This is a genomic window from Collinsella sp. An307, from assembly GCF_002161805.1.
Taxonomy (GTDB): domain Bacteria; phylum Actinomycetota; class Coriobacteriia; order Coriobacteriales; family Coriobacteriaceae; genus Coprousia.
Window position 1 is genome coordinate 22,035 of the sequence record NZ_NFIP01000011.1, and the last position, 22,635, is coordinate 44,669.

A 22,635-nucleotide genomic window follows, 5' to 3' on the forward strand; every position below is an offset into this window, starting at 1 on the left:
GAGACGAGGAGCTCTCTGAGCGCGAGCAGCGTCGGGCCGTGTCCTACGGTCGCGCGAGGGGACGGCTCTGATGGCCCGATCCATCACGTTTGGAGGGCACGACTTCTCGTCCTTCTCGACGGCTGAGGTGGTGCTGCCCGCGGCGCATGGCATCTCCGTAGAGGCCGCTGAGGTGCCCGGCCGTGCCGGTGCGGTTCTTCTTTCCACACGTATCCCGCCCAAGGTGCTGAACGTGCGGTTGTTCCTCGACCTTGCGGATGACGAGGGTGTGGAGGGGCTCTCCGCCGTGCGGCACCAGGCGGCCTCATGGCTCGCCTCGGATGCCGGGAGTGACCTGGAGCTTCCCGGGGAGCCGGGACTCGTCTACCGCGATGCCGTGTGCACGGACGCGGGGTCGTGGGACAACCTTTTCGAGGATGGCTCCTGCGAGCTGGTGTTCACGGCGTTCGATCCCGTTGCGTGGGGACAGGAGCAGGAGAAGTTGGCTGCTGCGGGCAGCGCGGGGCTGTCGTTGCTCGTTGGCGGCACGTATCGGACGTGGCCGACGTTCGTGATGGAGGCCTCGGCTGGTGATGGCGTGGTTGTCGAGGATGTTGGAACGAGTGCGTGCGTTGAGGTGGAGCGGGTGTTTCTTGGCGGTGAGGAGATCGTTGTCGACTGTGCCGCAGGGCGCGCGTTGGTTGACGGAGCGGCGGCCGATGCCGACGTGACGCTGGAGAGCGACTTCTTCTGGCTGGAGCCGGGTTCGCACGAGCTCTCCTTCACGGGATGCACGGACTTCACAGCAAACTTCACAGAAAGATGGCTCTGATGGGTGGCGCGGCGCCGACGCTCTTCTGGTTTGACCGCGCTGACGAGCGCATCGGGATTCTGCATCCGGCCGGTGCGGTGGAGCATCGCGAGGAGCTGGGCGGCGAAGACGTGCTCTTGTTCCTCTGTCTGGAGACGCCCGAGAAGTACGACCGCATCCTGTGGCGAGATCCCGAGGACGGGCGATGGCGCGAGCACGTGGTGGTGCGCACTGACGAGGCGCTGGGAGCTACGTGCGAGGTGTACGCGGAGTCGAGCCTGTGCGACCTCCTTGGCAGCTATGTCGAGGAGGAGCGGGTGTCGGACCTGGGGCTCTATGGCGCGCTGGGCGTCGTGCTTGAGGGGACGCGCTGGCAGGCTTCCGTGCTGGGATGGTTTGACACCCATGACTGCTACCTCTACCACGTGAACCGGCTCGCGGCGCTCCGTCGCGCGTGCGAGGTGTGGGGATGCGAGGTCGAGCCTGCGATCGTGGTGTCTGGCGGTCACGTGTCGTCGCGTACCGTGCGTGCGGTGGCGGCTTTGGGCTCGTGGCGCGGGGCGCGGCTCGAGTACGGGCGGAACATGACGGGCTGCACGCGCACGGTTGCTGAGGACGAGGTCTTCACGGCGCTCTACGGCTATGGGGCCGGGTTGCCCGTGGTGGACGAGACGGGCGCCTTCACGGGCGGGTATCGGCGCAAGCTCACGTTCGGTGAGGTGAACGGTGGTGTCGACTGGGTCGGCGACGATGAAGCGAGGCTGCTGTGGGGCCTGCCAGACGGCTCGGGCGGCCGCGTGCACCGCTTTGGAGAGGTGACGTTCGCGGATGTTGAGGACCCCGAGGTTCTTCTCGCCCGCACGCAGGAGGCTCTTGTGGAGACGTGCGCTCCGCTGGTGAGCTACGAGGTGGACGCCGTGGCGCTTTCGGGTGCTGTCTTTGTTGGACTCGGGGACGAGGTCGCGGTGGTGGACTCGTCGCGCGATCCCGCATGGCGCCTCCGGGCGCGGGTGGTGCGGCGCGTGCGGCTCTTTGGCGATGCTGTGGAAGCACGCTACTCGGTAGGCGTTGCCCCGCGCACAGCATTTGCAGAGCGCAGCTCTGTCGAGGCTCGGGTGGCGGCGGTTGAGGACGCGGCGGGCGCTGCGGGCGATACCGTTGCCGCCGTGGGCGCGAGCGTGGCCGCCATCGAGCAGGCAGCGGGCGTGGCTGCCGGCGGCGAGGTGCCCGCGCTGGCGACCAAGGAGTATGTTGCGCAGCAGATAGCCGCGCTTGATGACCTGAGCGAGGTGGAGTTCTGATGGCTGGTCTTGATGGTTTCGGCCTGCATGAGCTGGTCTGGGAGTCCTGCGATGACGTGTTTGCGGGCGCCTTGGTTGCCTCTCCCGCCGATGCGGAGGGGCGCGGCATCGCTCTTTCGGTGAGGCGGGACGGTGAGGCGGTCGACCTTTCGGGCGCGAGTGTGTACCTGTTGTGGCGTCATCGTGCGACGCGCGAGCGAGGGTGCGAGCCGTTCGATGAGGTTGACGCTGAGGTGGGCGCGTTCTCAGTGTTCTATCCTGCCGCCATGGCGTGTGCTGAGGGCTCTGTCGACTGCCAGGTGATGGTGTCTCTTCCCGATGGGGGAGCAATCTCGACGCGTGCGTTCGAGGTGCGCGTGGAGCAGGTGCTTGTGGGCGGCGCTGAGTCCGAGGACGGGTTCTCGCTCTTTCTTGACGCGATACAGAAGTATGAGAACGCCGATGCGCTCATTGCCGAGGCTGTCACCAAGGCGCAGGAGGCGGTTGCGACGGCCGAGGGCGCGGTGGCAACGGCGGAGCAGGCGGTCGAGGCTGCTGCTGGTGCCTCTGGTGCCGTTGCCGCGGCGAACGCAGCTGCGACGGCTGCGACACAGGCAAAGGAGGAGCTGCTGGCGGCTGCCCAGCGGGGTGACTTTGATGGGGTGGATGGAATGCCTGGCCCTGCGGGTGCCAACGGGAAGGACGGGGCTCCGGGCGTCGACGGCAAGGACGGTGCCGATGGCGCTCCTGGTGCTGACGGGAAGGACGGCGTCGACGGAGTGAGCCCGACCGCCACGGTGACGCAGACCGAGGCGGGCGCGGTGGTGACCGTGACCGACGCCAGCGGCACGACCACGGCCACGCTCCTCCATGGCGCGAAAGGGGACAAGGGCGATGCCGGCGAGCGCGGCGAGAAGGGCGATGCCTTTACGTACGCTGACTTCACCTCAGAGCAGCTGGCGGCGCTCAAGGGGCCGAAGGGTGACAAGATGACGCTCGATGATCTCACCGAGGAGGAGATCGAGGAGCTGCGTGGCGAGAAGGGCGAAAAGGGGGACCCGTTCCTCTACACAGACTTCACCGCCGAGCAGTTGGAGGCGCTTCGCGGGCCGCAGGGCGTGCAGGGGCCGCCCGGCGCCGACGGCAGCGACGGCGCGCCTGGGGCTGACGGCGTGGGCTGCACGCACTCGTGGGCGGGCTCGGTGCTCACCGTCACGAGCGGGAGCGGCACGAGCTCCGCCGACCTGCGCGGCCCCAAGGGCGACGCGTTCACGTTCGATGACTTCACGGCCGAGCAGCTCGAGGGGCTGCGCGGCGAGGACGGGGCCGACGGGCAGGACGGAGCCCCCGGGGCTGATGGGCAGGACGGCGCTCCCGGCGCCGACGGCCAGGACGGGGCTGACGCCGAAATCACGGGAGCCACCGCCACGGTGGACGCCTCCACGGGCACGCCCTCCGTGACCGTGACGCTCGGCGGCACCCCCGGGGCGCGCACGTTCGCCTTCGCCTTCTCAGGCCTCAAGGGCGAGGCCGGCGAGCAGGGGCCGCAGGGCGCGCCCGGGCAGGACGGCGAGGACGGGGCACCGGGGGCGACGCCCGACCTCTCGGCCTACGCGACCAAGGAGTACGTGGCGCAGCAAATCGCGGCGCTGGACGACCTGAGCGGGGTGGAGTTCTGATGGCCGTGGGAACGATCCAGAAGGGCGTGCTCACCGACATCGCCAACGCGATCCGCACGCAGAACGGAGGGACTGCGACCTACCTGCCCTCCGAGATGGCGGTGGCGGTGCTCGCGCTCGACGGAACCAAGACCGGGACGCCCTACCAGGCGCCCGCGACGTCCGGAACGGGCGTGGTATCGGACTCCGTCTTCGACGCCATCGCCGACGCGATCCGCGCGCAGAACGGGCTCACGGAGACGTACACGCCGGGCGAGATGGCGCCGGCGATCCTTGCACTCTCGTGGGACGTGGGAGTGAAGATCCGGGCACTCCTGCTCGCGGACGGCACGCTCGAGTTCAACTACCGCGACGGGCGCTCATCCGACGTGCCGGGAGCCGTTATCCTCGAGGCGTGGGAGGTGGACCCTGCCGGCTACTCGTCCGCTGGCTCGAGGCCCTGGAGCGACGACAAGCTCTCCGTCACGCGCGCCGTCATCAACGAGGACATGGAGGAGAGCGGCCTCGAGAGCGCCGCCTACCTCTTCCACGGTTGCGAGAACCTCGTGGAGGTCACGGGCTTCGGCCACCTCGTCACGGTGACCAACATGAACCAGATGTTCGTGAGCTGCGGCTCGCTGGAGACGATACGTGCCGACAACTTCTACGCGCACGTCGAGAGCGGGACCCTCATGTTCAGCGGCTGCGGGCGCCTCGTCGGGGAGAGGGGCTACGTCCCGGAGCGGACGGACGACCACCTGAACCTGCACTTCGAGACGACCGGCGTGCTGACCCACACGGACGGGTCCGAGGACGAGCGCGAGTGGTTCCGCTGCTTCCTCTACGGTGACGGCGAGCTCGTGCTGACCGCCGCGACCGAGCCGGAGGACGGGCGGGCGCTCGTGTCGTCGGGTCACCTGTGCGCGAACGCTCGGTACAACTCGGTGGGATACCAGCCCTGGTACGACCACCGGCACGACGTGGAGACGGTGACCGCCGCGGCGGACATGGCGACCTACGACCACGTGAACACGAACTACTGGTTCTACGGGCACCAGGCCATCACCGAGGTGACCGGCATGGGGAACCTCCACGGCGTCCGGGAGATGCAGCACACCTTCAACAGCTGCGAGGGGCTCACCGAGATCGACCTCTCCGGGCTCGACGCGTCGTCTCTGGAGGACCTGACGTACACCTTCGGCGGGTGCTCGGCGCTCGTGACAATCTGGGTAGATTCGGACTGGGCGCTGCCCGCGTCCGGCGTCTCCGGCTTCCAGACGTTCTACCAGTGCACGTCGCTCGTGGGTGGGGCGGGCACGACCTACGCGAGCTCGCGCGCGGGCTACCAGTACATGAGGATCGACGGCGCGGGTGGTGCGGGGTACCTCACTGCGAAGGGCTCCTAAAAGGCACCCCTCCGGCGTACGTGGCAGGACATCCGTGCAGAATCTATAATCTTTGTATTAATCCTTCGCTTCTTAGGGGGCGCGATGTTCGGTATCCCAGAGCCCGAGACCATTGTCATCGTGGAAGCCGATGGGCGCGGCAAATACTCGAAGCTGCTTCACAACCTCGTGGGTACCGCCGACGATAAGGATCGTGATCACGTTGTCGGCCCAGTTGACGGGTCGATTCGCACCGTCATTTACAACGAGCGGCTCTTCAACGACAACCCGCTCACGTCCGACCAGAAGGTCGTGTTCGTCGGGGACCCTGGCTTTGCTCGTGACTACATTGAGGCCCTCAATGCCCAGTCGACTGACAGGATCGAGGGTGGCGGCGTCCATATCCTCGTCAGTGGAAAGCAGGCTTCCATCGCCGTCGATTCAGGTCCTGGGACTCGCGAGCAGTATTGGGATTTTCTTGCTTTCGCTCGGTCATACGGCCAAGACTTCCCCGACCTTCTCGCCGACTTCCACGTGGCGGACACTGACTCGAAGGACGGTCCCAACAACCCACTTGAGGTCATCGGGGGCTTCTTCGAGGGAATCGGCGGCTTTATCAAACATGGAGTTGACGACCTCACCATCTTTGCCACAAAAGGTGCTGAGATCGAGGATCAGAAGTACCAGTTCGCTGTCAAGCTTTTCTACACCGAGAAGATGCGTGGTTTCGCGGAGGCGTGAGATGGATGACTTCGAACGCGGCTACGATTTCGTTCTCAGACAGGGCGGCGGCCATCTTGGCGCGGAGGTTGGCGTCAACTACATTCGCGACGTCCAGGCGGCAATAGACGAGCTTTACCGTCGGATGAACGCATACGACTACTATCAGGCAACAAAGCCGGCCCAGGAGTCCCTCAAGGGATTCCTCGCTGAGGAGTATGCCGCTGGGACGGCGAACATCGACGCCGCCGTCAAGGGAAGCGATGTGAGATTCGAGGTTCTTCACTCGCACGACCTCGGCTCGGTCGATGTTGCGGGACCTGGCTCTGCATACCAACTTAAGGTCTACGAAAGCCCCTATCAGACTGTCAGGACGCTCGGTACCACTCTTTTCGACCGGTACAAGGCATCAGCCGATTCAGCGAGACTAAGCTTCAATGAGTGGGCGACGCTCAAGGGAAGGGCCGGCGCAAGCCCCTCCGACCTTCTCTACGAAGGACAGTTTGGTCTCGTTGCTCCCGATAAGCTCGAAGACTGTCGGCAGGAGGCCTTCAAGCTTCTCGCAAGGAGCAAGGCGCTCGGCAAGGATGCTGAGGTGCAGAGGTGGGAGAAGGTTGCCGACGGACTCGTAGACCGCGTGAGAGGTAAAGGCGGCGTCGAGGGGAAGGCGCTGACAGTAGACGAGGCGCGAAAGAAGGCCATCGAGGTGAGCAGTGGCAATCACCTAGATTCTATGGACGACGGCATGACTCCGGCCCAGCTCGTCGAGGCCCAGCACCTGCTGAGACAGTCTCTCAAGGCGGGCGCAACAGCTGCCGCTGTCTCTGCCGCCTTAAAAGTTGCCCCGGAGATCTATCGTGCCATAGACAAGCTTGTTACCGAGGGAGAGCTGACAGAGGAGGACATCCGCACCATCGGTGCCGCCACTTTAGACGGGGGAACAACGGGCTTTATCAACGGTTCGGCATCTGCGGCAATCACCGCCGCCGCTGCGAAGGGCATGTTCGGACAGGGAATCATGAGAGCGGCGAGCAGGTCCATGGGGCCAGCAGTTATCGGGACACTTGTCGTACTTACCGTCGAAACGTGCAGGGATGCATTCCTCGTCGCGAACGGACAGAAGACCCAAAAGGAGCTCATGGACGGATTCACACAGGGTGCATTCGTCTCTGCAATCTCTTTGGTCGGCGCCGGGGTAGCATCCGTTGTCTCGGGTGGCGCTGCCATCCCCATGCTCATTGGCTCTCTTGTCGGGTCTGCTGCGGGCGGTCTCGCGTTCTCCCCGGCGAAGTCTCTCGTGCTGAGTCTTGCCAACGAGTCTGGGTTCACCTTCTTTGGGCTGGTTCGGCAGAGCTACGAGCTACCCGAGGGGACAAAGGACAGATTGGGAATCAAGAAGGCCTCGGTGAAAAGTGCCAACTTGGCTAGCGCAGATGTCCGTCTTGGAAGAACCCGGACAGCCTCTGTTAAGCGCGCCTCCCCCCATACCATCAGCATCAGCTACGACAGGCGAGGAATCGTAGGCGTGGACAAGATAGGCTATATGCCAAGCTAATGCCGTCGCTATCCCCTCTGTGGTATGAGGTATACGTTTTCGACGCGAACTGAGATCTCCATTTTTCTTCGATTTGACCGCTGTTCATGGGGGCCATTGTCTCCCACATTCATTAAGAAGCCCCGCGATTTCATATTCGCGGGGCATGCTGTCTTTTCTTATTCGCTTCAGATTGTCGGGAACTCCCTGTGCACCGGACCATCCATGAGCATCCGGTACCACCAGTCGCGGTCCTTGCAGCCGCTGGCTCCCAGCATGTCGAGCAGCTGGGTCTGCTCGAGCTCTCCGAGCATTGCGAAGTGCTCTCGCATGCTGTCTTCCAGAGCGACCTTGCTTCGAATCATGTCTCCGAGAATCTCCTTGAGCTCTTCGAGCGTAAAGCTTTGCGGTGAGATTTCAACGAGCTCAGCGCGGAAGTGGGAGTAGTCCTCGAGCTCGCAAATGGCTTCAATGTCTGCTGCGCTGTAGTTCATGGTGGCCTCCTTCGATCTGACCATTGCGTCGGCCTGGTTGCGGACGGGACACAACCGGGACACAACAGCGACCGGAACTCCGTTTTCGTCAGGTTCCGTCAGTCGCTGTTCATCGCTGCAAAAGACCTGCTCAGACGCTCTTTTGTATAGGTCTGTTGTCCTCAGTCGACGCTGTGGGATAACCCTCTCAAGGCGGAGATCACCAGTTCGAATCTGGTACGGGCTACCAACGATTTTACGAGGCTCCTCCGGGAGCCTTTTTTCATGTCGCGAGGAGCTTCCCGACCCATGAAGAAGCGCCGTGCGCGGGCGCTTCCGAGCGGAATTGCAGTTATTCAACAATCTACGTGAACTCCTTGCAGCAGACGCTTCTGCTGGATGCTCGAATCGTGGGGAAACGAGGCGTCGTTCGTACGGTCTACTTTGAAGGTACGGGACAGATTATTGAATAACTGATATTCCGCTCGCGCATCGTATTGCTCGCAAGGGTTGCGAGGCTGCAGCCAGAAAAAATCGCAATTGGGGGCTTGCGTCATCCGGCGCGGTGCCGTATTATTTCTACTTGCGCAAGCGGCAACGCGAGCGTGCGAATGAACCATTGGGATGTCGTCTAATGGCAGGACAGCGGATTCTGGTTCCGTCAATGGGGGTTCGACTCCCTCCATCCCAGCCATTCGTTTATGGCCCGTTCGTCTAGCGGTTTAGGACGCCGCCCTCTCAAGGCGGAGATCACCAGTTCGAATCTGGTACGGGCTACCAACGATTTCTCGAGGCTCCTTTGGGAGCCTTTTTTCATGCGTGCTTTAGGAGTTTTGAGCCGCCCGCCGAATGGGGGTCGGACGAGCCGGAACGTACGCTAAACTAGGTGTGTTACACGTGTCGGAACATTCGAGCCATCGATTGCCTTATAGGGGAGCGCCATGTCGGATTCCTCCAAGCACAACCCGCCCGTTGGCACGGTCGATGCGGCGCCCGCTGGCGGCGACGACCACAAGGGCGCGCGCCGCGGCGCCATCTTCATTGGATTCGTTCTTATCTGCTACATCATCTTCCTGGTGGTGACAGGTCAGGTGGCCGAGTTTTGGGCCGCCATGCAAAACGTCCAGATCCCCTGGCTCGTGGTCGCCTGCATCTGCATGGCGCTCTACATGCTCTTTGGCGTGGCCGCCTACGCCATCGCCGTCTGGCTCGACCCCAACTCGCCCGTCGGCATCCGCGACCTCATTTCTGTCGAGATGAGCGGTATCTTCTTCGGTAACCTCACACCCATGATGGTCGGCTCCTCGCCGGCGCAGATCTACCGCCTCACCAAGTGCGGCATGAACGTGGGCGAGGCCGGCGCCACGCAGTTCACCCGTTTCCTTGTCTACCAGTTTGGCCTCGTGGCGTGGGGCGCAATCCTGCTTATCGCCAAGATGCCGTTCTTTGCCGAGAAATACGGCGATATCACGCTTCTGTGCGTGTTCAGCTTCGGCGGCCACGCGGTGCTGCTGCTCGCGATCGTTGCCATCTGCCTCATGCCCAACACGGTCGTAAGACTTGGCCGCTGGGCGCTTTCGATTCTCGCGCGTCTCGGCCTTGCCACGAGCAAGATCGACGGCTGGCGCGAGTTCCTCGACACTGAGGTCCACGCATTCTCCGATAAGTTCAAGATCTCGATGGCTCACGGCAGCTCGATGCTCCTCACCGTGGTCATCACGATGATTCAGCTCGCGTTCTTCTATCTCGTGCCGTACTTCCTCATGCTCTCGTTTGGCCATCACGACGTGGACTTCTTCTCCGTTATGGCCGCCTCGGCCTTCGTGCAGCTGCTCTCCTCCGCGGTGCCGCTGCCCGGCGGCACGGGCGGTGCCGAGGGCGGCTTCGCGCTCTTCCTCGGCCACTTCTACGGCTCTGCCGCAACGGCTGGCTACCTGCTTTGGCGGCTTATCACCTTTATCGCGCCCACGATCATCGCCGCTCCCATGCTCGGCCTCAAGAGCGCCCACCGTGCAACCATCCACGAGCGCTGGGCGCGCTTCAGCGGTCGTTTTGCACCGGTGTCCGCCAAGAAGGACGGCAAGGCACCGCGTGTGGCGCATGCGCCCGAGCAGCATAAGCATCACCATCACACAGGCGCGCAGGCGACGCTCGTTGCCGAGCCGCAGGCGACGGCAGGCTCGTCTGCCGCAACTGGCGCCGGCGCATCGCGCGCAACGGAGGCTCCTGCTAAGAAGGCGACGCGCTCCAAAGCCAAGCGCTCCCAAGCCGCTTCCAAGCCGCGCGTGCGCCGCACGGCGGAGGGCATCACCGTCACTGCAGCGCCCCGCCGCAAGAAGAAGCCGCGCTCGGCGTCCAAGGCTACTCCTTCCGAGTAACGCCGCCCGAGCAGTGCGCAATGCCAAGCGAGGGTTCGCCTTTTGGGCGGGCCCTCGCTTTCTGTAACGCGATCCATGAAGAGCTGTAGCGCCGTCCCGACCGCGCAGGCAATGCTTTACCATGTCCTGCGGTACATTTTTTCAGGCAGGAGAGTCGGTATGGTACAAACGTCGCACAAGAGGGTAAAGATCGCGCTTATCATCTGCGCGGTGATAGCGGTGCTTTTGGTGGGCGCTGTGGCGTTTGCGGGCAACTTTCTTGTCGACTTCGCGCTGAACCCGCACGCGAGCTTCACCATGAACAGCATGATGCGCGGCGGCGACGTCGACGGCCTCGAGACCGTCACGCCTGCGAAGGATGCCGATTACAGCTCCGAGGCCCGCGCATGGTTCGATGAGCGCAAGCAGAGCATCTCCCACACGGCTGAGGATGGCACCGAGCTTCTCGGGTGGGAGATTCCCTCCGACGCCGCCGCGGCGGACGGAGGCGCGTCGGCGAAGGTCCAGGCGCTCTGCTACCCGCGTGAGACGGTCGGGGAGCACACCTATGCCGTCGTGTGCCATGGGTACGTGGGCAAGCCCGCGGACATGGCAAAGTACGCCTACCACTTTTGGCAGATGGGCATGACCGTGGTGATGCCGGCGGCGCGCGGGCACGAGCGCAACGTGGACGCTGGTCTCATCCAAATGGGCTGGCAGGACAGCGCGGACCTCGTGGGCTGGGTGAACGACATCGTCAAGCGCGACGCGCAGGCCAAGATCATGCTCTTCGGCGTCTCCATGGGCGGAGCAGAGGTCATGATGGCCTCCGGCCGCGACCTTCCCGATAACGTTCGTCTCATTGTGGGGGATTGCGGCTACTCGAGCGTGTGGGACGAATTCTCGCTCCAGCTCGACAACGTTTTTGGCCTGCCGAGCTTCCCTTTGCTCAACGCTGCCGACCTCGCCTGTCAGATCCGCGCCGGCTACGGTTTTGTGGAGGCGAGCGCTACCGACATGCTCGCCCAAACAAGCCTGCCTATGCTCTTCATCCATGGCGACGCCGACGAGTTCGTGCCCTTCTCGATGCTCGATGTGAACTACAACGCCTGCGCCAGCACGGTAAAGGAGAAGCTCGTGATAGAAAACGCGGGGCACGGCCAAGCTTCCTCGACCGACCCCGCGCTCTACTGGGATACCGTCGACGGCTTCATAGCCGCCCATATGGCCTAAATCGCGTCGGCGCGCAGCGCCTCCACAATGTTCTCGCTTTGGCTCTTCCTAAGGGCGTAAACCACGCTCACCACGATCACGGCGAGTACCACCACAAGAGATACGGCGATCTGCACCACGGGCAGCTGGAACTCGTAGGTGGAGTACGAGAGCATCATGGCCTGGTAGAACCCGTAGGAGGCAAGAAGAGCAAGCACAAAGCCAATGGCAAAACCGCGCAGCGCGTAGCTTGCGCACTCGTAGGCGATCATGCGGCGGAAGGCTCGGTTGCCCATGCCGACGGATTTGAGCATGGCAAACTCGCGGCGGCGAAGCATAAGCGCGTTGGCGAGGGTGTTGAAGACGTTCGTCACGGCGATAAGCCCGGTGATGATGGCAAAGCAGTAGATGAAGGTGTTCACCGTGGTCGCCATGAGGCGCGCCTGCAGCTTGCCCTCGGCAATGTTGGTGTAGGTGAAGTCGAGCTCCGGATAGTCGGCGGCGATGCCCTTGAGCTCGTCCTCAAGCTCGGCGGCACGCGCGGCGTTGCCTCCGGTGTCGAAGGAGAGGCTTGCATGCAGATACCCGGTGTTAGCGGAAAGGGCGATGGCGGAGGCGGGCAGGATGAGCTGGAGGGTTCCCGACGGGTCGACGCAGACCGGTGCGTGGTCGGCGAGCGCCCCCACCTCGACGGCGTCCTCGCGTGCGACCGCCTCGTCGTAAGGTAGGTAGTGCGCCTCACCTCGGTCATCGTAATACAGCGCCTGAAGTGTGCCGTCGGGCCCGTCTTCGATGCTGGCGATAAAGCGCCCGTCGAGGTCGGTGAACTCGAGAAACTCGACCGTACCGGTGTCCTTGAACGGTTTCCAAGAGGCGTAGGTCTCGCCGTCGTTGGTGGTGTAGGAGTTCACGGCGATGGCGAGCGGGCGCGCGGTGTCGCAGAAGGCGTCCTCAGAGAGGCCGAGCTCGTCCACATAGGCGCGCCATGTCGCATCGTCCACAAAGTAGACGTAAGCAGATCCGTACCAGGTGCCGTCGGAATGGACGTTCGCACTGCCGTCGAGACCCGTGATGTCATCGTCGAGCATGCGGGCGGGCACGATCATGTCGGCGACATAGCTCGTGCTATAGCCGTTTGGGTGGGCATCTTCCAGGGCGGAGGCGTCCGCGTAGTAGCGCGCAAGCGCCCGCTGCATGCCCTCGCCGTCGACCTTGCCGTCCGCGAGGGCGAGCGTCTGGTCCGCTCCGGCGCCCGTGGCGTCGATGTAGAGCACAAGGTCCTGTCCCTCCATGGTGTTCACGGCGGTGTCGCTCGCGTAGCTCATCACGTCGGCGATGGAGCCGGAGGTGATGAGGAGGGCAACCGAGACGGCGAGCGCGGCGACCGTGACGCGCCCCTTGGACGAGCTGCGGGAGAGGTTCTTGTGGGCGATAAAGCCTGGCACACCAAAGAGGCGCCCTGCGATGCCGAGCGAGCGGCGGTAGGTCTGACCGTGCTTGCCGGCACGTCGCGCAGCGCGGCGCTGGGCACGCAGCGCGGTGCGGCTCAAACGTACGTCCTGGGTCTGGCGGATGGCATCGACGGCGGAGACGCGGCTCGCGCGGATGGCGGGGATCCAAGCGCTCACAAGTAGCGTGACCATGCCGAGCGCAGCGGCGACGGCAAGGGCGGCGGGACTCACCGCGACGGTGGCCGTGGTGCTGCCGGTGAAGGCGATGAGGCCCTCCCGCAGAAGACCAAAGACCACAAAGCAACCGGCAAGACCGAGCACGAGGCCCGCCGGGATGCCCGCCGCCCCGATGAGGAGTGCCTCGGTGAGCACAGTGCGCCGCAGCTGCCGGCGGCTTGCACCCAGGCTCGAGAGGAGGCCAAACTGGCGCGTGCGCTCCGCAACCGAGATGGCAAAGCTGTTGTAGACGAGCGACACGCCCGCGATGACAACCACCGCCGCGAGGATCGCCGCGATCTGATAGAGGGTGTTCCAGATGGCGGTGTCCGGTGTGGCGCCCATCCAGCGGATGAGGGAGGAGTGGACCGAACCGCCGGTGGAGCTGCTCGCGTTTGAGATGCTATCGACGATCTGCTCGGCCGCTGCCGGGTCCTCGGTGCGGAACAGGACCGATGCCCAGGTTGCCTCGGAGCCGTCTGAGACGACGCGCTCAAGCGCGCTCCCGTCGTCAAAAACGTAGGCGCTGTTGCCCTGGAGGGCGATGGTGGAGGAGACGCCGTAGCTGCGGTAGAAGCCCACCACGGTGCCGGTTATCTGGCCGAGGTCCGCCGCAAAGGACTCGCGCTGCGTCGCCTCGTCAACATAGCTGCCGTTGTAGGACGTTGCCGTGTAGGTTGTGCCGTCGTCGAGGTTTTGGACAGTGCGCGTGCCGAGGTCGAGCGTGACGGTGCTACCGATGCCGATCGTTTTGTCCTCCGCGCTAAGCCCGCAGGGCGCGAGCTCAACATTTTGCAGGTAGTGGGGGAGCACGATTTCGCCGGGCGCCTCGGGTGCACGCCCCGCCACGAGCTCGGGCGCCACCAGAAGGGGCTCCGCCTCATCCTGCGCCGTAGGCCAGGTCTTGGCATAAAGGTAGCTGCCAAAGAGGCTGCTGTTCTCGTCACCAAGCGATACGGTGCCGAGGTCTGAGATGCTCGTCCACGAGGTGATGCCGGGCTCGTCCATAAGCGCGTCGAAGCTCTCGGGGGTTACGTCGGCGAGCTCGCCGTACCACCAGCCCTCGTCCGCTGCGGTGCGCTCGATAAGCATGCGGGAGAGTGAGACCACGCTCGTGAGCACGGCGGTGATGAGGGCAACCGAGAGCGCCACACCCATGATCGACACGACGGTACGCGTACGGTTGCGCGAAAGCGACTTTAGGGTGAAGCGCGAGAAGATGCTCATCTAGCGCACCCCCTCGGCGGCGTGCGCGGGGCGGTAGGCGGCGCCGCCGCGCGGAGAGAAGGAACCGGTGCCCGCAACCGATGCGGGCGCGGCCGCGCGGGGTGTGCGCTCGGGCTCCCGGCGACGCTCATCGCGAACGAGGCGCCCGTCCTCGATCACGACGACGCGATCCGCCATGAGGGCGATGTCCTCGTCGTGCGTGATGACGATGAGTGTCTGCTTGAGACGGCGGTTGGATGCGCGCAAAAGGCGCATGATCTCGGTGGAGTTTTTGGAATCGAGGTTTCCCGTGGGCTCGTCGGCGAGTACGACCGCCGGCGCGTTCATGAGCGCGCGGCCGATGGCGACGCGCTGCTGCTGACCGCCGGAGAGCTGGTTGGGGAGCGCCCGCTCGCGCCCGGTGAGGCCCAGCGCCTCGAGGAGCATCTTGAGGCGGCTCTCGTTGACCTCGCGCCCGTCCATAAGGACAGGAAGCGTCATGTTTTCCACCACGTCGAGCACGGGGATGAGGTTGTAGAACTGGTAGACGAGGCCGACCTCACGACGGCGGAACACCGCGAGTTCCTCGTCGGTGCGGGCAAAGACGTCCTGCCCTTGGAGGCGCACGGTGCCCGAGGTCGGGCGTTCGACGCCGCCCATGAGGTGCAGAAGCGTGGACTTACCCGAGCCCGAGCTGCCGATGATGGCGACAAACTCGCCCGCTTCTACCGAAAACGACACGTCGTCAAGCGCGGCCACGGCGGTATCGCCCGATCCGTAGACCTTGGTGAGGTGCTCTACGCTAAGGATGTTCATGGGTGCTCCCTCTGCGTTGGGGATAGGTCACCTACCATACTGGACACGTGCCCTTTCTGCCGGATGACCGGCGCGTGACACTTCTGTCACCTTGCCGTGATGCGTCAGACGGCGATGTCCTTAAAGAAAGTGATGGAGAAGCGCGCTCCCGCGGGGGCACCATCTGTATCGCGCACGTTTTCTGCGGTGAGGGTCCCGCCTTGGGCAGAGATGAGCGCGCGTGCGAGCGAGAGCCCGATTCCCACACCCGCCGGGTTGACGGCACTAGAGGTCCCCTCGGACGGTTCCTCCTGCGCATCCGCCGTATCCTCGGGGCGCCGCCCGCAGTAGAAGCGCTCGAAGATGTGCGGCAGATCCTCCTCGGCAATACCGGGGCCGGTGTCTTCGACGGTGATACGGCAGGCGATGAGGTCCTCGCGGGCGCGCACCGTGACGGTGCCGCCGGCAGGCGTGGCCTCGAGGCAGTTCTTGAGGATATTGCCGAGCGCCTCGGCGGTCCACGCGATGTCACCGGTGAAGGAGCAGCCGTCCTCGATATCGTAGGTAAGCGTCACATCGGCAAGGTCGTAGGCAATGGCGAGGGGCGCGGCGGCACGCTCGACAAGCTCAGCCACGGCAACCGGGGCATGCGCGAACTGGAGCGCGCCCGCGTCGAGGCGTGCCAGGCGCAGCAGAGTCGCAACGAGCTCCTGTACATGCACCTCGAGCTGCTCGATGTGCCGGAGCCGCTCTACCCCCGCCGGGCAATCACCGCGGCGGACGAGGTCTTTGCGCACAAGCTCGGTGGTGAGGGAGAGCGCGGTGAGCGGTGTCTTCAGTTGGTGGGAGATGTCGGCAAGGGCGTCGGCAAGCTGCTGGCGCTCGCGGGCAAGGTCGTCGGCGGTGAGGGTGAGACGCAGGACCATCTTGTCGAGCTCGCTGGCAAGGATGGCGAGCTCTCCCTCCCCCATGCGCTCGAAGGCGAGCTCACGCTCGCCGTGAAGGACCGCGTCTAAGCGCGCCGCGAGACGTTTGAGGTCGCGGTAGCGCAGGTAGGTATGGATGAGAAAGGGGAGGGCGGCTGCGAGCGAGGCGACGAGTGCGACAAGGGCGCCGTCCCGTCCGAGGAGAGCAGCCGCAAGTGCTACCACGATGGCCGTGACGGCGAGCCAGGCGACAACGGCGCGCCTCACGGGGAGGTTTCGCGACAGCATGCGTCGCCCCTACCCGAGGGCGCGGTAACCGAGGCCGCGCACGGTGGTGATGAGGGCGGGGTGCGCCGGGTCGTCCTCGATCTTATCGCGCAGGCGCTTGATGTAGACCGTGAGGGTGTTCTCCTCGATATAGGTGCCCGCGTCGTCCCAAAGGGCATCGCGGATCTGATCGCGCGTGACGAGCTTGCCCGGATGCGTTGCAAAGAGCAAAAGCAGCCGGTACTCGAGGGCGGAAAGGGCGACCTCCTCGCCGGCACGCTCCACGTGCGCACGGTCCGGGTCGATGGTGAGAGGACCCAAGGTGATGGTGCGCCTGCTTGCCGGCTGCGTGCGCCTGAGCACGCTGGCGATGCGCGCCAGAAGCTCGCGCGGGCGGAAGGGCTTGGCGATGTAGTCGTCCGCGCCGAGCTCGAGCCCGGTAACGGTGGTGAACTCGTCGCCCGACGCGGTGAGGAACATGACGGGCAGCTCGGGCACTGCCTGCTTGAGGGCTCCGCACACGGCAAGGCCGTTGCCTTCGGCAAGGGAGACGTCAAGCAAGACGAGGGCGTACGAGCGCGCGCTATCGCCGCCGGAGGGGAGCGCGCGGGCAAGCGCCGCCGTCTGCGTGGCAGCGGTGTCGACCGCATAGCCCTCTCCCTCCAGAAGCTCGGTCAGGGCGGAGACGATGACCGAATCGTCTTCCACCAGCAGGATGCGCGCGCCCATGAGGTCCCCTAGTAGTGGACGATCACGCAGTCGCCGACCTCGAGCAGGTCGAAGAGCTGCTGGACCTTGTCGTAGGGGGTGTTGATGCACCCGTGGCTGCCGCGGGTGTGGTAGGCGCTCGGGTCGCTGTATACCCAGGAGGGCTGCCAGCTTGCATCATGGAAGCCCCAAGAGCTCCCCTTCCAGGCGATCCAGTAGTCTACGGGGCTCACATACTCGGGTTCGCCGGTCTCGGGGTCTTTGTTCTGGCTCACCAGATTGATGTTGCGCGCCTTGTTGTTGACCTTGTAGACGCCGATGGGGGTGTCGTCCTCGCCGTTGTCCTTGCCGGTCACAACGCCCGTCTCCCAGATGAGGGTGCCGTTCTCATCGTAGAGGCGCGCGTACTGCTCGGAGATGTCGACATCGACGTATTTCTTCCAGTCAGGCTGGCCGGCGCCGGTAAAGACATCGCCCTGGCTCGCGGTGGGAACTTGGATGTCGCCCGTCTGGTGGTTGGCCACAGCATCCTGTACGGTCTGCACGAGTGCGTCCTCGTCGACGGACCAGCCGAACGTGCCACCGCCGATGGTCACGGTCTTGCCGTCTGGCCGGGTGTAGGTGCGCGTGGAGCCCACGGTGTTCATCTGCGCGGCGAGCTCAGACGCCCATGCGCTGACCGCATCGGTGCTCAGGGTGGGGTCGGTCGCGGCGTCGAAGGTTATCCACGGGCCGATGGTGGTGCCGTCGAGCGTTCCCGCCGTCGAGTCGCCGAGTTTGAAGGTCACGTTCGTCCCCAAAAAGGCGTTGGCGGCGTCGCAGTCGGCCTTCATCTGCTCCTCGGTGGGGTTACCCTCGAGCGGCAGGTACAGGTCCTCGCCCAGCTCGGTAAGCGACGCGTCGGCCTTGAGGTCGGCGAGCGACGCGAGCGCGAGCTTAACGATATTGTCGCGGTTGAGCTTGCGAGCAGAAGCCGCTTTCTCGTAACGGAACGCCCCCGCGTCGGCGTCCCAAGAGCTCTGCGCGTTGAAGACGCCCGAGCGGTTGGCGTTGAAGCCATCGACGACCGCGCCAAGGCTGTTCTCAAAGTCGGTGCGGTTGAATGCGGCGCCCAAAAGCGAGAGGTCGGGCTCTGCGTTGAGGTCGAGGGCATCCTCGTCAGAAGTTACGGCCTTTTCCGTCACGGCCTCATAGAGCTTTACCGGCCAGATCCAAGGCTCGTTCTGGGCGAGCTTCTCGCGCGCGGCGGCTGCGGTGTTGAAGATGTTGCGGCCGCCCTCGGGCTCATAGGTCCAGCTAAATCCGAGGTCGGGATCCTCGAGCGTGAGCGTGTAGCCATCGACTTGGCCGTCGAGCTTCTGAGCGGCGGCATCTGCCTGCATGAGGGACACGTCAATGCCGGCGAGTTCTTGGTTGGGATAGAACAAAAACGTGAACGCTACTATGCCACCTACGTAGGCAAGGCCAATAATCGCGACAATGATACTAAGTGCGATGAGCGCACCTTTGCCATGCTTGCGCTTGGCCGGTGCGCCCCCCGTGGTTGCCGACGGGCCACCCGTGGCCTTCGCGTACCCGCCCCCTGATGTGCCGATGGCAGCGGCGCCCAGGGGCTGCGGCGCGCGAGCCGGTGCCGCTACCGTGCGTTCCGCTTCTTGTGGCATACGGATCTGAGTTGTGTCCTCGACAGCGAGGGGGTTCTCCCGGTCGAGGTGTGGAATGCGGTTATCGATATCGGAGCCGGGCATCGTGCACCCTTCCTTCCCCAAAATCAGCGTCAAGGCGGCCCCGCAGGTAGGAACCGTTTGCATGATTATAGCCGCCCGAGCGGACAAGGTCTTGGTCTCGCCTAATATGCAACACGAACGAACACGCTGCCAAGCGGGCATGGCCGGCGGCCGATCCGGCGGCAGCAGCCGGCTGGCCACCCGGCAGGCAATCCGGCGGCCCACCCGGCGGGCAAGTCGCGCCATCGTCCGAGCGCCTCCCGCTACAATGGGAGGGACGAGAACAAAGAGGAGAGAGGCCCCTTATGGCAACCATGTCCGCATCCGAGGTCCTTGGCCCCATCATGGTCGGCCCGTCGAGCTCGCATACCGCGGGCGCCCTGCGCTGCGCCCGCGTCGCCGCCTCGCTTATGCAGGCGCCCATCGTCCGCGTGCGCTTCACGCTCTACAACAGTTTTGCCCACACCTACCGCGGGCACGGCACCGACCGCGCGCTTGTGGCGGGCATCCTCGGGCTCGAGACCGATGACGAGCGCATCCGCGACGCCTTCGCGCTTGCCTCGGCGGCAGGGCTCGAGGTCGCCTTCGACATTGCGGGAGATGACGAGCGGATCCATCCCAACACGGCGGACATCGAGATGCAGGACGAGGCGGGCGGCACCTGCCAAGTGCGCGGCGAGAGCCTCGGTGGCGGCCGTGTGCGCGTGAGCCGCATCAACGGTGTGACGGTTGACATCTCGGGCGAGTACGACACGCTCTTTGTCGCCCATCGCGACGCGCCGGGCGTCCTCGCGGCGCTCACGGTGCTGCTCTCGGAGCGCGGCATCAACATCGCCTTCATGCGCACCTACCGCACCGAGCGCGGCGGGCGCGCTTACACGGTCTTTGAACTTGACGAGCTACCGGACGAGGCGCTTCTGGACGAGCTTCGGAGTCGGCCCAACATCGTGACCGCAACCTATGTGCGCGTTCCCGGCGCGGCGCCAGCGAGCATGGTGTGCGGGGGAGAGGAGTTCTTCGACACGGGCGCGGAGCTGCTCTCGCGCTGCCGTGAGCTCGGCATGAATATCGGCGCCGTTATGGCTGTGCGCGAGGCGGTGCTCGCCGGCGAGAGCGAGGCCGTTGCCGCCATGGAGCGCGTGCTTTGCGCCATGCGGGCGGAGACCTGCGGGCCCCTTGTGGATCCGCGTCCCTCGCTCGGCGGCCTTATCGGCGGAGAGGCCCAGCAGGTGGCCCATGCCGGTACGGCCCTCACGGCGGCGCTCATGGGCGAGGTCCAGACGCGCGCTGTCGCCTACGCGCTCGCCGTGCTCGAGCGCTCGGCCTCCATGGGCGTCATCGTCGCCGCGCCCACGGCAGGCTCGGCGGGCGTGGTGCCGGGCTGCATCCTCGCCGTCGCGGAGCATCGCGGGCTCGACGACCATCAGGTGATGGACGCCCTGTACGCCGCCGCCGCCGTAGGGATGCTCCTTACCGTCAACGCCTGTGTGGCGGGTGCCGAGGGCGGCTGCCAGGCCGAGGTGGGAAGCGCCGCTGCCATGGCCGCCGCCGCGCTCACCCAGATGCTCGGCGGAACGCCCGAGCAGGCGCTCGCTGCCTCGTCGCTCGCCTTGGCAAACCTGCTCGGCCTGGTATGCGACCCGGTGGGCGGCCTTGTGGAGGTGCCCTGCCAGATGCGCAACGCCATCGGTGTTGCGGCGGCGTTCTCCTCCGCACAGCTTGCACTCTCGGGCATCGAGCCCCTTGTTCCCTTTGATGAGATGGCCCATGTCATGCACGAGGTCGGGCGCGCCCTGCCCGCAACGCTGCGCGAGACGGCGCGGGGTGGTATCGCAGCGGCGCCGTCCGCCTGCGCTGCTTGCAAGGGCTGCTAGTAAGATCTACCTATCATTTCCTGTCACTACTGGACCCGGGAAGGCTGCCGGCAAAAGCCGCCGGCCGTCCCGGTTCTTGTGGCACCTGCCCCCGCCTTGTTCAGCGGTTGCAAACTTGGTTTCTTCGGCCATCCCTGAGAAAGAAACCAAGTGTATGAACGAATTGAGGCTAAAAACCCTCCTAAACTTGGTTTCTTCGAGAAAGGGCCTCGGGGGTCAGACGAAACCGCCCGAGTTTTGTTATGTGACGCGGCTTGCGGACGGTGCGTGGACGGGTAGAGCTGGTAAACACGGCTCCAGTGGCCCTCGTTTTGTCAAAACCGTGTTCACCAGCTCTAGAGAGCCTCCAGGAGCTGGTAAACACGGTTTTGACGAATGCGGGCGGAGAATTATGACGAATGCGGGCGGGGTGCGGCCTAGCCCAATCCTCCGGACAAGCAAAGAGCCGTCCTCACGGACGGCTCTAGCGGCAAGAGGTATGTGGGTGCTGTGTCTCGTTGCGATATCGGATATCGCAACGAGACACAGCTGCTACAGCGCCATCGTGCGGGCGCGGTCGATGCGTGCGAGGCAGTCCTCGCGGCCGATGAGCGCCATGGTCTCGCCGAGCGGCGGGGACACGAGGTTGCCGCAGACGGCAACGCGCACGGCCTGGAAGACGACGCGCTTCTTGAGGTCGAGCGCCTCGGGCAGGGGCTCGAGCGCACCGTCGATCGCCTCGGCGGTCCAAGCGGCGTCGTCGAGCGCCTCGAGAGCGGCGCGGGCAGCGTCAAGCACCGATGCCATGCCTTCCTTGGCAAGACCCTTTGCAACCGATTTCTCGTCATAGGCGAGGGTCTCGGCCGTGGCGAAGATGGGCGCGGCCACCGTGGCGGCGTCGGCGGGCATCTTGGTGCGCGGGCGGACGATCTCGGCGAGGGCGTCGAACCACGCGGCGTCCGGGGTGACAGCGGGCTCGGCGTCGATGAGGCCCGCCTCAACGAGCTGCGGTACCAGAATCTTCTCCACAAAGGTGGCGTTGTCCATGCGGTTGATGTACTCGGCGTTCACCCAGTCGAGCTTCTTGGGGTCGAAGGTCGCCGGGTTCTTGGAGATGCGGTCGAGCGAGAACTCGCGAGCGAGCACGTCGCGCGGGATGATGGTGGTCTCGCCGTCGAGCGACCAGCCGAGCAGCGCCAGGTAGTTCACAAAGGCGTCCGAGAGGTAGCCGGCATCGCGGTACTCCTCGACGCTCGTGGCGCCATGGCGCTTGGAGAGCTTCTTGCCGTCGGCGCCGAGAATCATCGAGAGGTGCGCAAAGACGGGAACGGGAGCGCCCAGCGCCTCGTAGACCATAATCTGGCGCGGGGTGTTGGAGAGGTGGTCGTCGCCGCGGATGACATGGGTGATGCCCATGAGGGCGTCGTCGACCACGGTGGTGAAGTTGTAGGTGGGCGTGCCGTCGGAACGGAAGATCACAAAGTCGTCGAGTTCCTTGGCATCAAAGACCACCTTGCCGTGGACAGCGTCGTTTACCACGACGTCGCCGCGGTCCTCGGGAACCTTGATGCGGATGGTGTAGCGCTCGCCGGCCTCCATGCGAGCGCGCGCCTCATCCGCGGGGATGTTGCGGCAGCGGCGCTGGTAGCCCTGGAACGGGTCCTTGCGCTCGCGCGCGGCGGCGCGGTCTGCCTCAAGCTGCTCGGGAGTGCAGAAGCAAGGGTAGGCGCGTCCCTCGGCGAGCAGACGTTCGGCGGCCTCACGGTAGATGTCGAGGCGCTCGGTCTGCGCATAGGGGCCAAAGTTGCCGCCCACCTCGGGGCCCTCGTCCCAGTCAAGCTCGAGCCAACGCATGGCGCGCAGGATGATCTGCGTGTTCTCTTCGGTGGAACGGTTGGGGTCGGTGTCGTCGATGCGCAGAATGAAGGTGCCGCCGTTGGCGCGGGCGAACGCCCAGTTGTAGATTGCGGTGCGCGCGCCGCCGATGTGGAGCTTGCCGGTGGGCGAGGGGGCGAAGCGGACGCGGACAGGCTGGGTCATGGTGAAACTCGCTTTCTGCAAGGTCGGATGGGCTTTC

The 22,635-nt window shown here is 64.8% G+C and carries 15 protein-coding genes, 2 tRNA genes and 1 pseudogene; 11 read left to right on the forward strand and 7 right to left on the reverse strand.

The genetic code is table 11. The features are described 5' to 3' along the window. The first annotated feature begins 70 nt into the window (after positions 1 to 70). The 6 genes from B5F89_RS09130 to B5F89_RS09155 all read left to right on the forward strand — a co-directional run bounded on the left by B5F89_RS09130 (position 71) and on the right by B5F89_RS09155 (position 7,388). Positions 71 to 811, forward strand: a complete 741-nt coding sequence (locus B5F89_RS09130) for a phage tail domain-containing protein (RefSeq protein ID WP_239286735.1) — start codon at positions 71 to 73, stop codon at positions 809 to 811. Beyond that, positions 811 to 2,091, forward strand: coding sequence for a phage tail spike protein (locus B5F89_RS09135; RefSeq protein ID WP_087431479.1), 1,281 nt, complete (start codon positions 811 to 813; stop codon positions 2,089 to 2,091). The genes B5F89_RS09130 and B5F89_RS09135 overlap by 1 nt, the downstream gene beginning before the upstream one ends. Next, the gene (locus B5F89_RS09140) at positions 2,091 to 3,749 is read left to right on the forward strand and encodes a BppU family phage baseplate upper protein (RefSeq protein WP_087431480.1); all 1,659 of its coding nucleotides are present in this window, start codon (positions 2,091 to 2,093) and stop codon (positions 3,747 to 3,749) included. The genes B5F89_RS09135 and B5F89_RS09140 overlap by 1 nt, the downstream gene beginning before the upstream one ends. Continuing rightward, positions 3,749 to 5,134: a hypothetical protein gene (locus B5F89_RS09145; protein ID WP_087431481.1), complete on the forward strand. Its 1,386-nt coding sequence runs from the start codon at positions 3,749 to 3,751 to the stop codon at positions 5,132 to 5,134. Before B5F89_RS09140 ends, B5F89_RS09145 begins: the two co-directional genes overlap by 1 nt. A gap of 84 nt (positions 5,135 to 5,218) precedes the next feature. After that, positions 5,219 to 5,854 carry a hypothetical protein gene (locus tag B5F89_RS09150; RefSeq protein ID WP_087314158.1) on the forward strand — a complete coding sequence of 212 codons (636 nt, stop codon included), beginning with the start codon at positions 5,219 to 5,221 and terminating at the stop codon, positions 5,852 to 5,854. 1 nt (position 5,855) lies between these two features. Continuing rightward, positions 5,856 to 7,388 carry a hypothetical protein gene (locus B5F89_RS09155; protein ID WP_087431482.1) on the forward strand — a complete coding sequence of 511 codons (1,533 nt, stop codon included), beginning with the start codon at positions 5,856 to 5,858 and terminating at the stop codon, positions 7,386 to 7,388. Between the two features lie 167 nt (positions 7,389 to 7,555). Here the strand turns inward: B5F89_RS09155 and B5F89_RS09160 are convergent, their stop codons facing one another. After that, positions 7,556 to 7,861, reverse strand: a complete 306-nt coding sequence (locus tag B5F89_RS09160; RefSeq protein WP_087431483.1) for a hypothetical protein — start codon at positions 7,859 to 7,861, stop codon at positions 7,556 to 7,558. Positions 7,862 to 8,460: 599 nt separating this feature from the next. Here B5F89_RS09160 and B5F89_RS09165 point away from each other — a divergent pair. From B5F89_RS09165 to B5F89_RS09180, 4 genes are all read left to right on the forward strand, one after another. Then, positions 8,461 to 8,534 (forward strand) — tRNA-Gln (locus tag B5F89_RS09165). Positions 8,535 to 8,543: 9 nt separating this feature from the next. Beyond that, a tRNA-Glu gene (locus B5F89_RS09170) sits at positions 8,544 to 8,620 on the forward strand. Between the two features lie 161 nt (positions 8,621 to 8,781). Further along, positions 8,782 to 10,218 (forward strand): flippase-like domain-containing protein, encoded by a 1,437-nt coding sequence (locus B5F89_RS09175; RefSeq protein WP_087431484.1) that lies wholly within the window; start codon positions 8,782 to 8,784, stop codon positions 10,216 to 10,218. A 159-nt stretch (positions 10,219 to 10,377) separates the two neighbouring features. Continuing rightward, complete coding sequence (locus B5F89_RS09180; RefSeq protein ID WP_087431485.1) at positions 10,378 to 11,430, forward strand: alpha/beta hydrolase; 1,053 nt, start codon at positions 10,378 to 10,380, stop codon at positions 11,428 to 11,430. Here the strand turns inward: B5F89_RS09180 and B5F89_RS09185 are convergent. The 5 genes and pseudogenes from B5F89_RS09185 to B5F89_RS09205 form a co-directional block, all read right to left on the reverse strand. Continuing rightward, positions 11,427 to 14,303, reverse strand: a complete 2,877-nt coding sequence (locus B5F89_RS09185; protein WP_087431486.1) for an ABC transporter permease — start codon at positions 14,301 to 14,303, stop codon at positions 11,427 to 11,429. The two genes, B5F89_RS09180 and B5F89_RS09185, sit on opposite strands and share 4 nt — an antisense overlap. A gap of 120 nt (positions 14,304 to 14,423) precedes the next feature. Further along, a pseudogene (locus tag B5F89_RS09190) lies at positions 14,424 to 15,098 on the reverse strand (ABC transporter ATP-binding protein); the annotation flags it as partial. A gap of 104 nt (positions 15,099 to 15,202) precedes the next feature. Continuing rightward, positions 15,203 to 16,291 (reverse strand): HAMP domain-containing sensor histidine kinase, encoded by a 1,089-nt coding sequence (locus B5F89_RS09195; protein ID WP_239286736.1) that lies wholly within the window; start codon positions 16,289 to 16,291, stop codon positions 15,203 to 15,205. Between the two features lie 9 nt (positions 16,292 to 16,300). Next, positions 16,301 to 16,999: a response regulator transcription factor gene (locus B5F89_RS09200; protein ID WP_087431487.1), complete on the reverse strand. Its 699-nt coding sequence runs from the start codon at positions 16,997 to 16,999 to the stop codon at positions 16,301 to 16,303. A gap of 8 nt (positions 17,000 to 17,007) precedes the next feature. Beyond that, on the reverse strand, positions 17,008 to 18,726 hold the full coding sequence (locus tag B5F89_RS09205) for a L,D-transpeptidase (RefSeq protein ID WP_158098462.1): 1,719 nt from the start codon (positions 18,724 to 18,726) through the stop codon (positions 17,008 to 17,010). A gap of 284 nt (positions 18,727 to 19,010) precedes the next feature. On the opposite strand from B5F89_RS09205, the gene sdaAA reads away from it, so the two are divergent. Continuing rightward, entirely contained in the window at positions 19,011 to 20,579 is a 1,569-nt protein-coding gene (gene sdaAA, locus B5F89_RS09210) for an L-serine ammonia-lyase, iron-sulfur-dependent, subunit alpha (protein WP_087431489.1), read from the forward strand. 531 nt (positions 20,580 to 21,110) lie between these two features. Here the strand turns inward: sdaAA and gltX are convergent. After that, positions 21,111 to 22,598: a glutamate--tRNA ligase gene (gene gltX / locus B5F89_RS09215; RefSeq protein ID WP_087431490.1), complete on the reverse strand. Its 1,488-nt coding sequence runs from the start codon at positions 22,596 to 22,598 to the stop codon at positions 21,111 to 21,113. Positions 22,599 to 22,635: the final 37 nt, after the last annotated feature.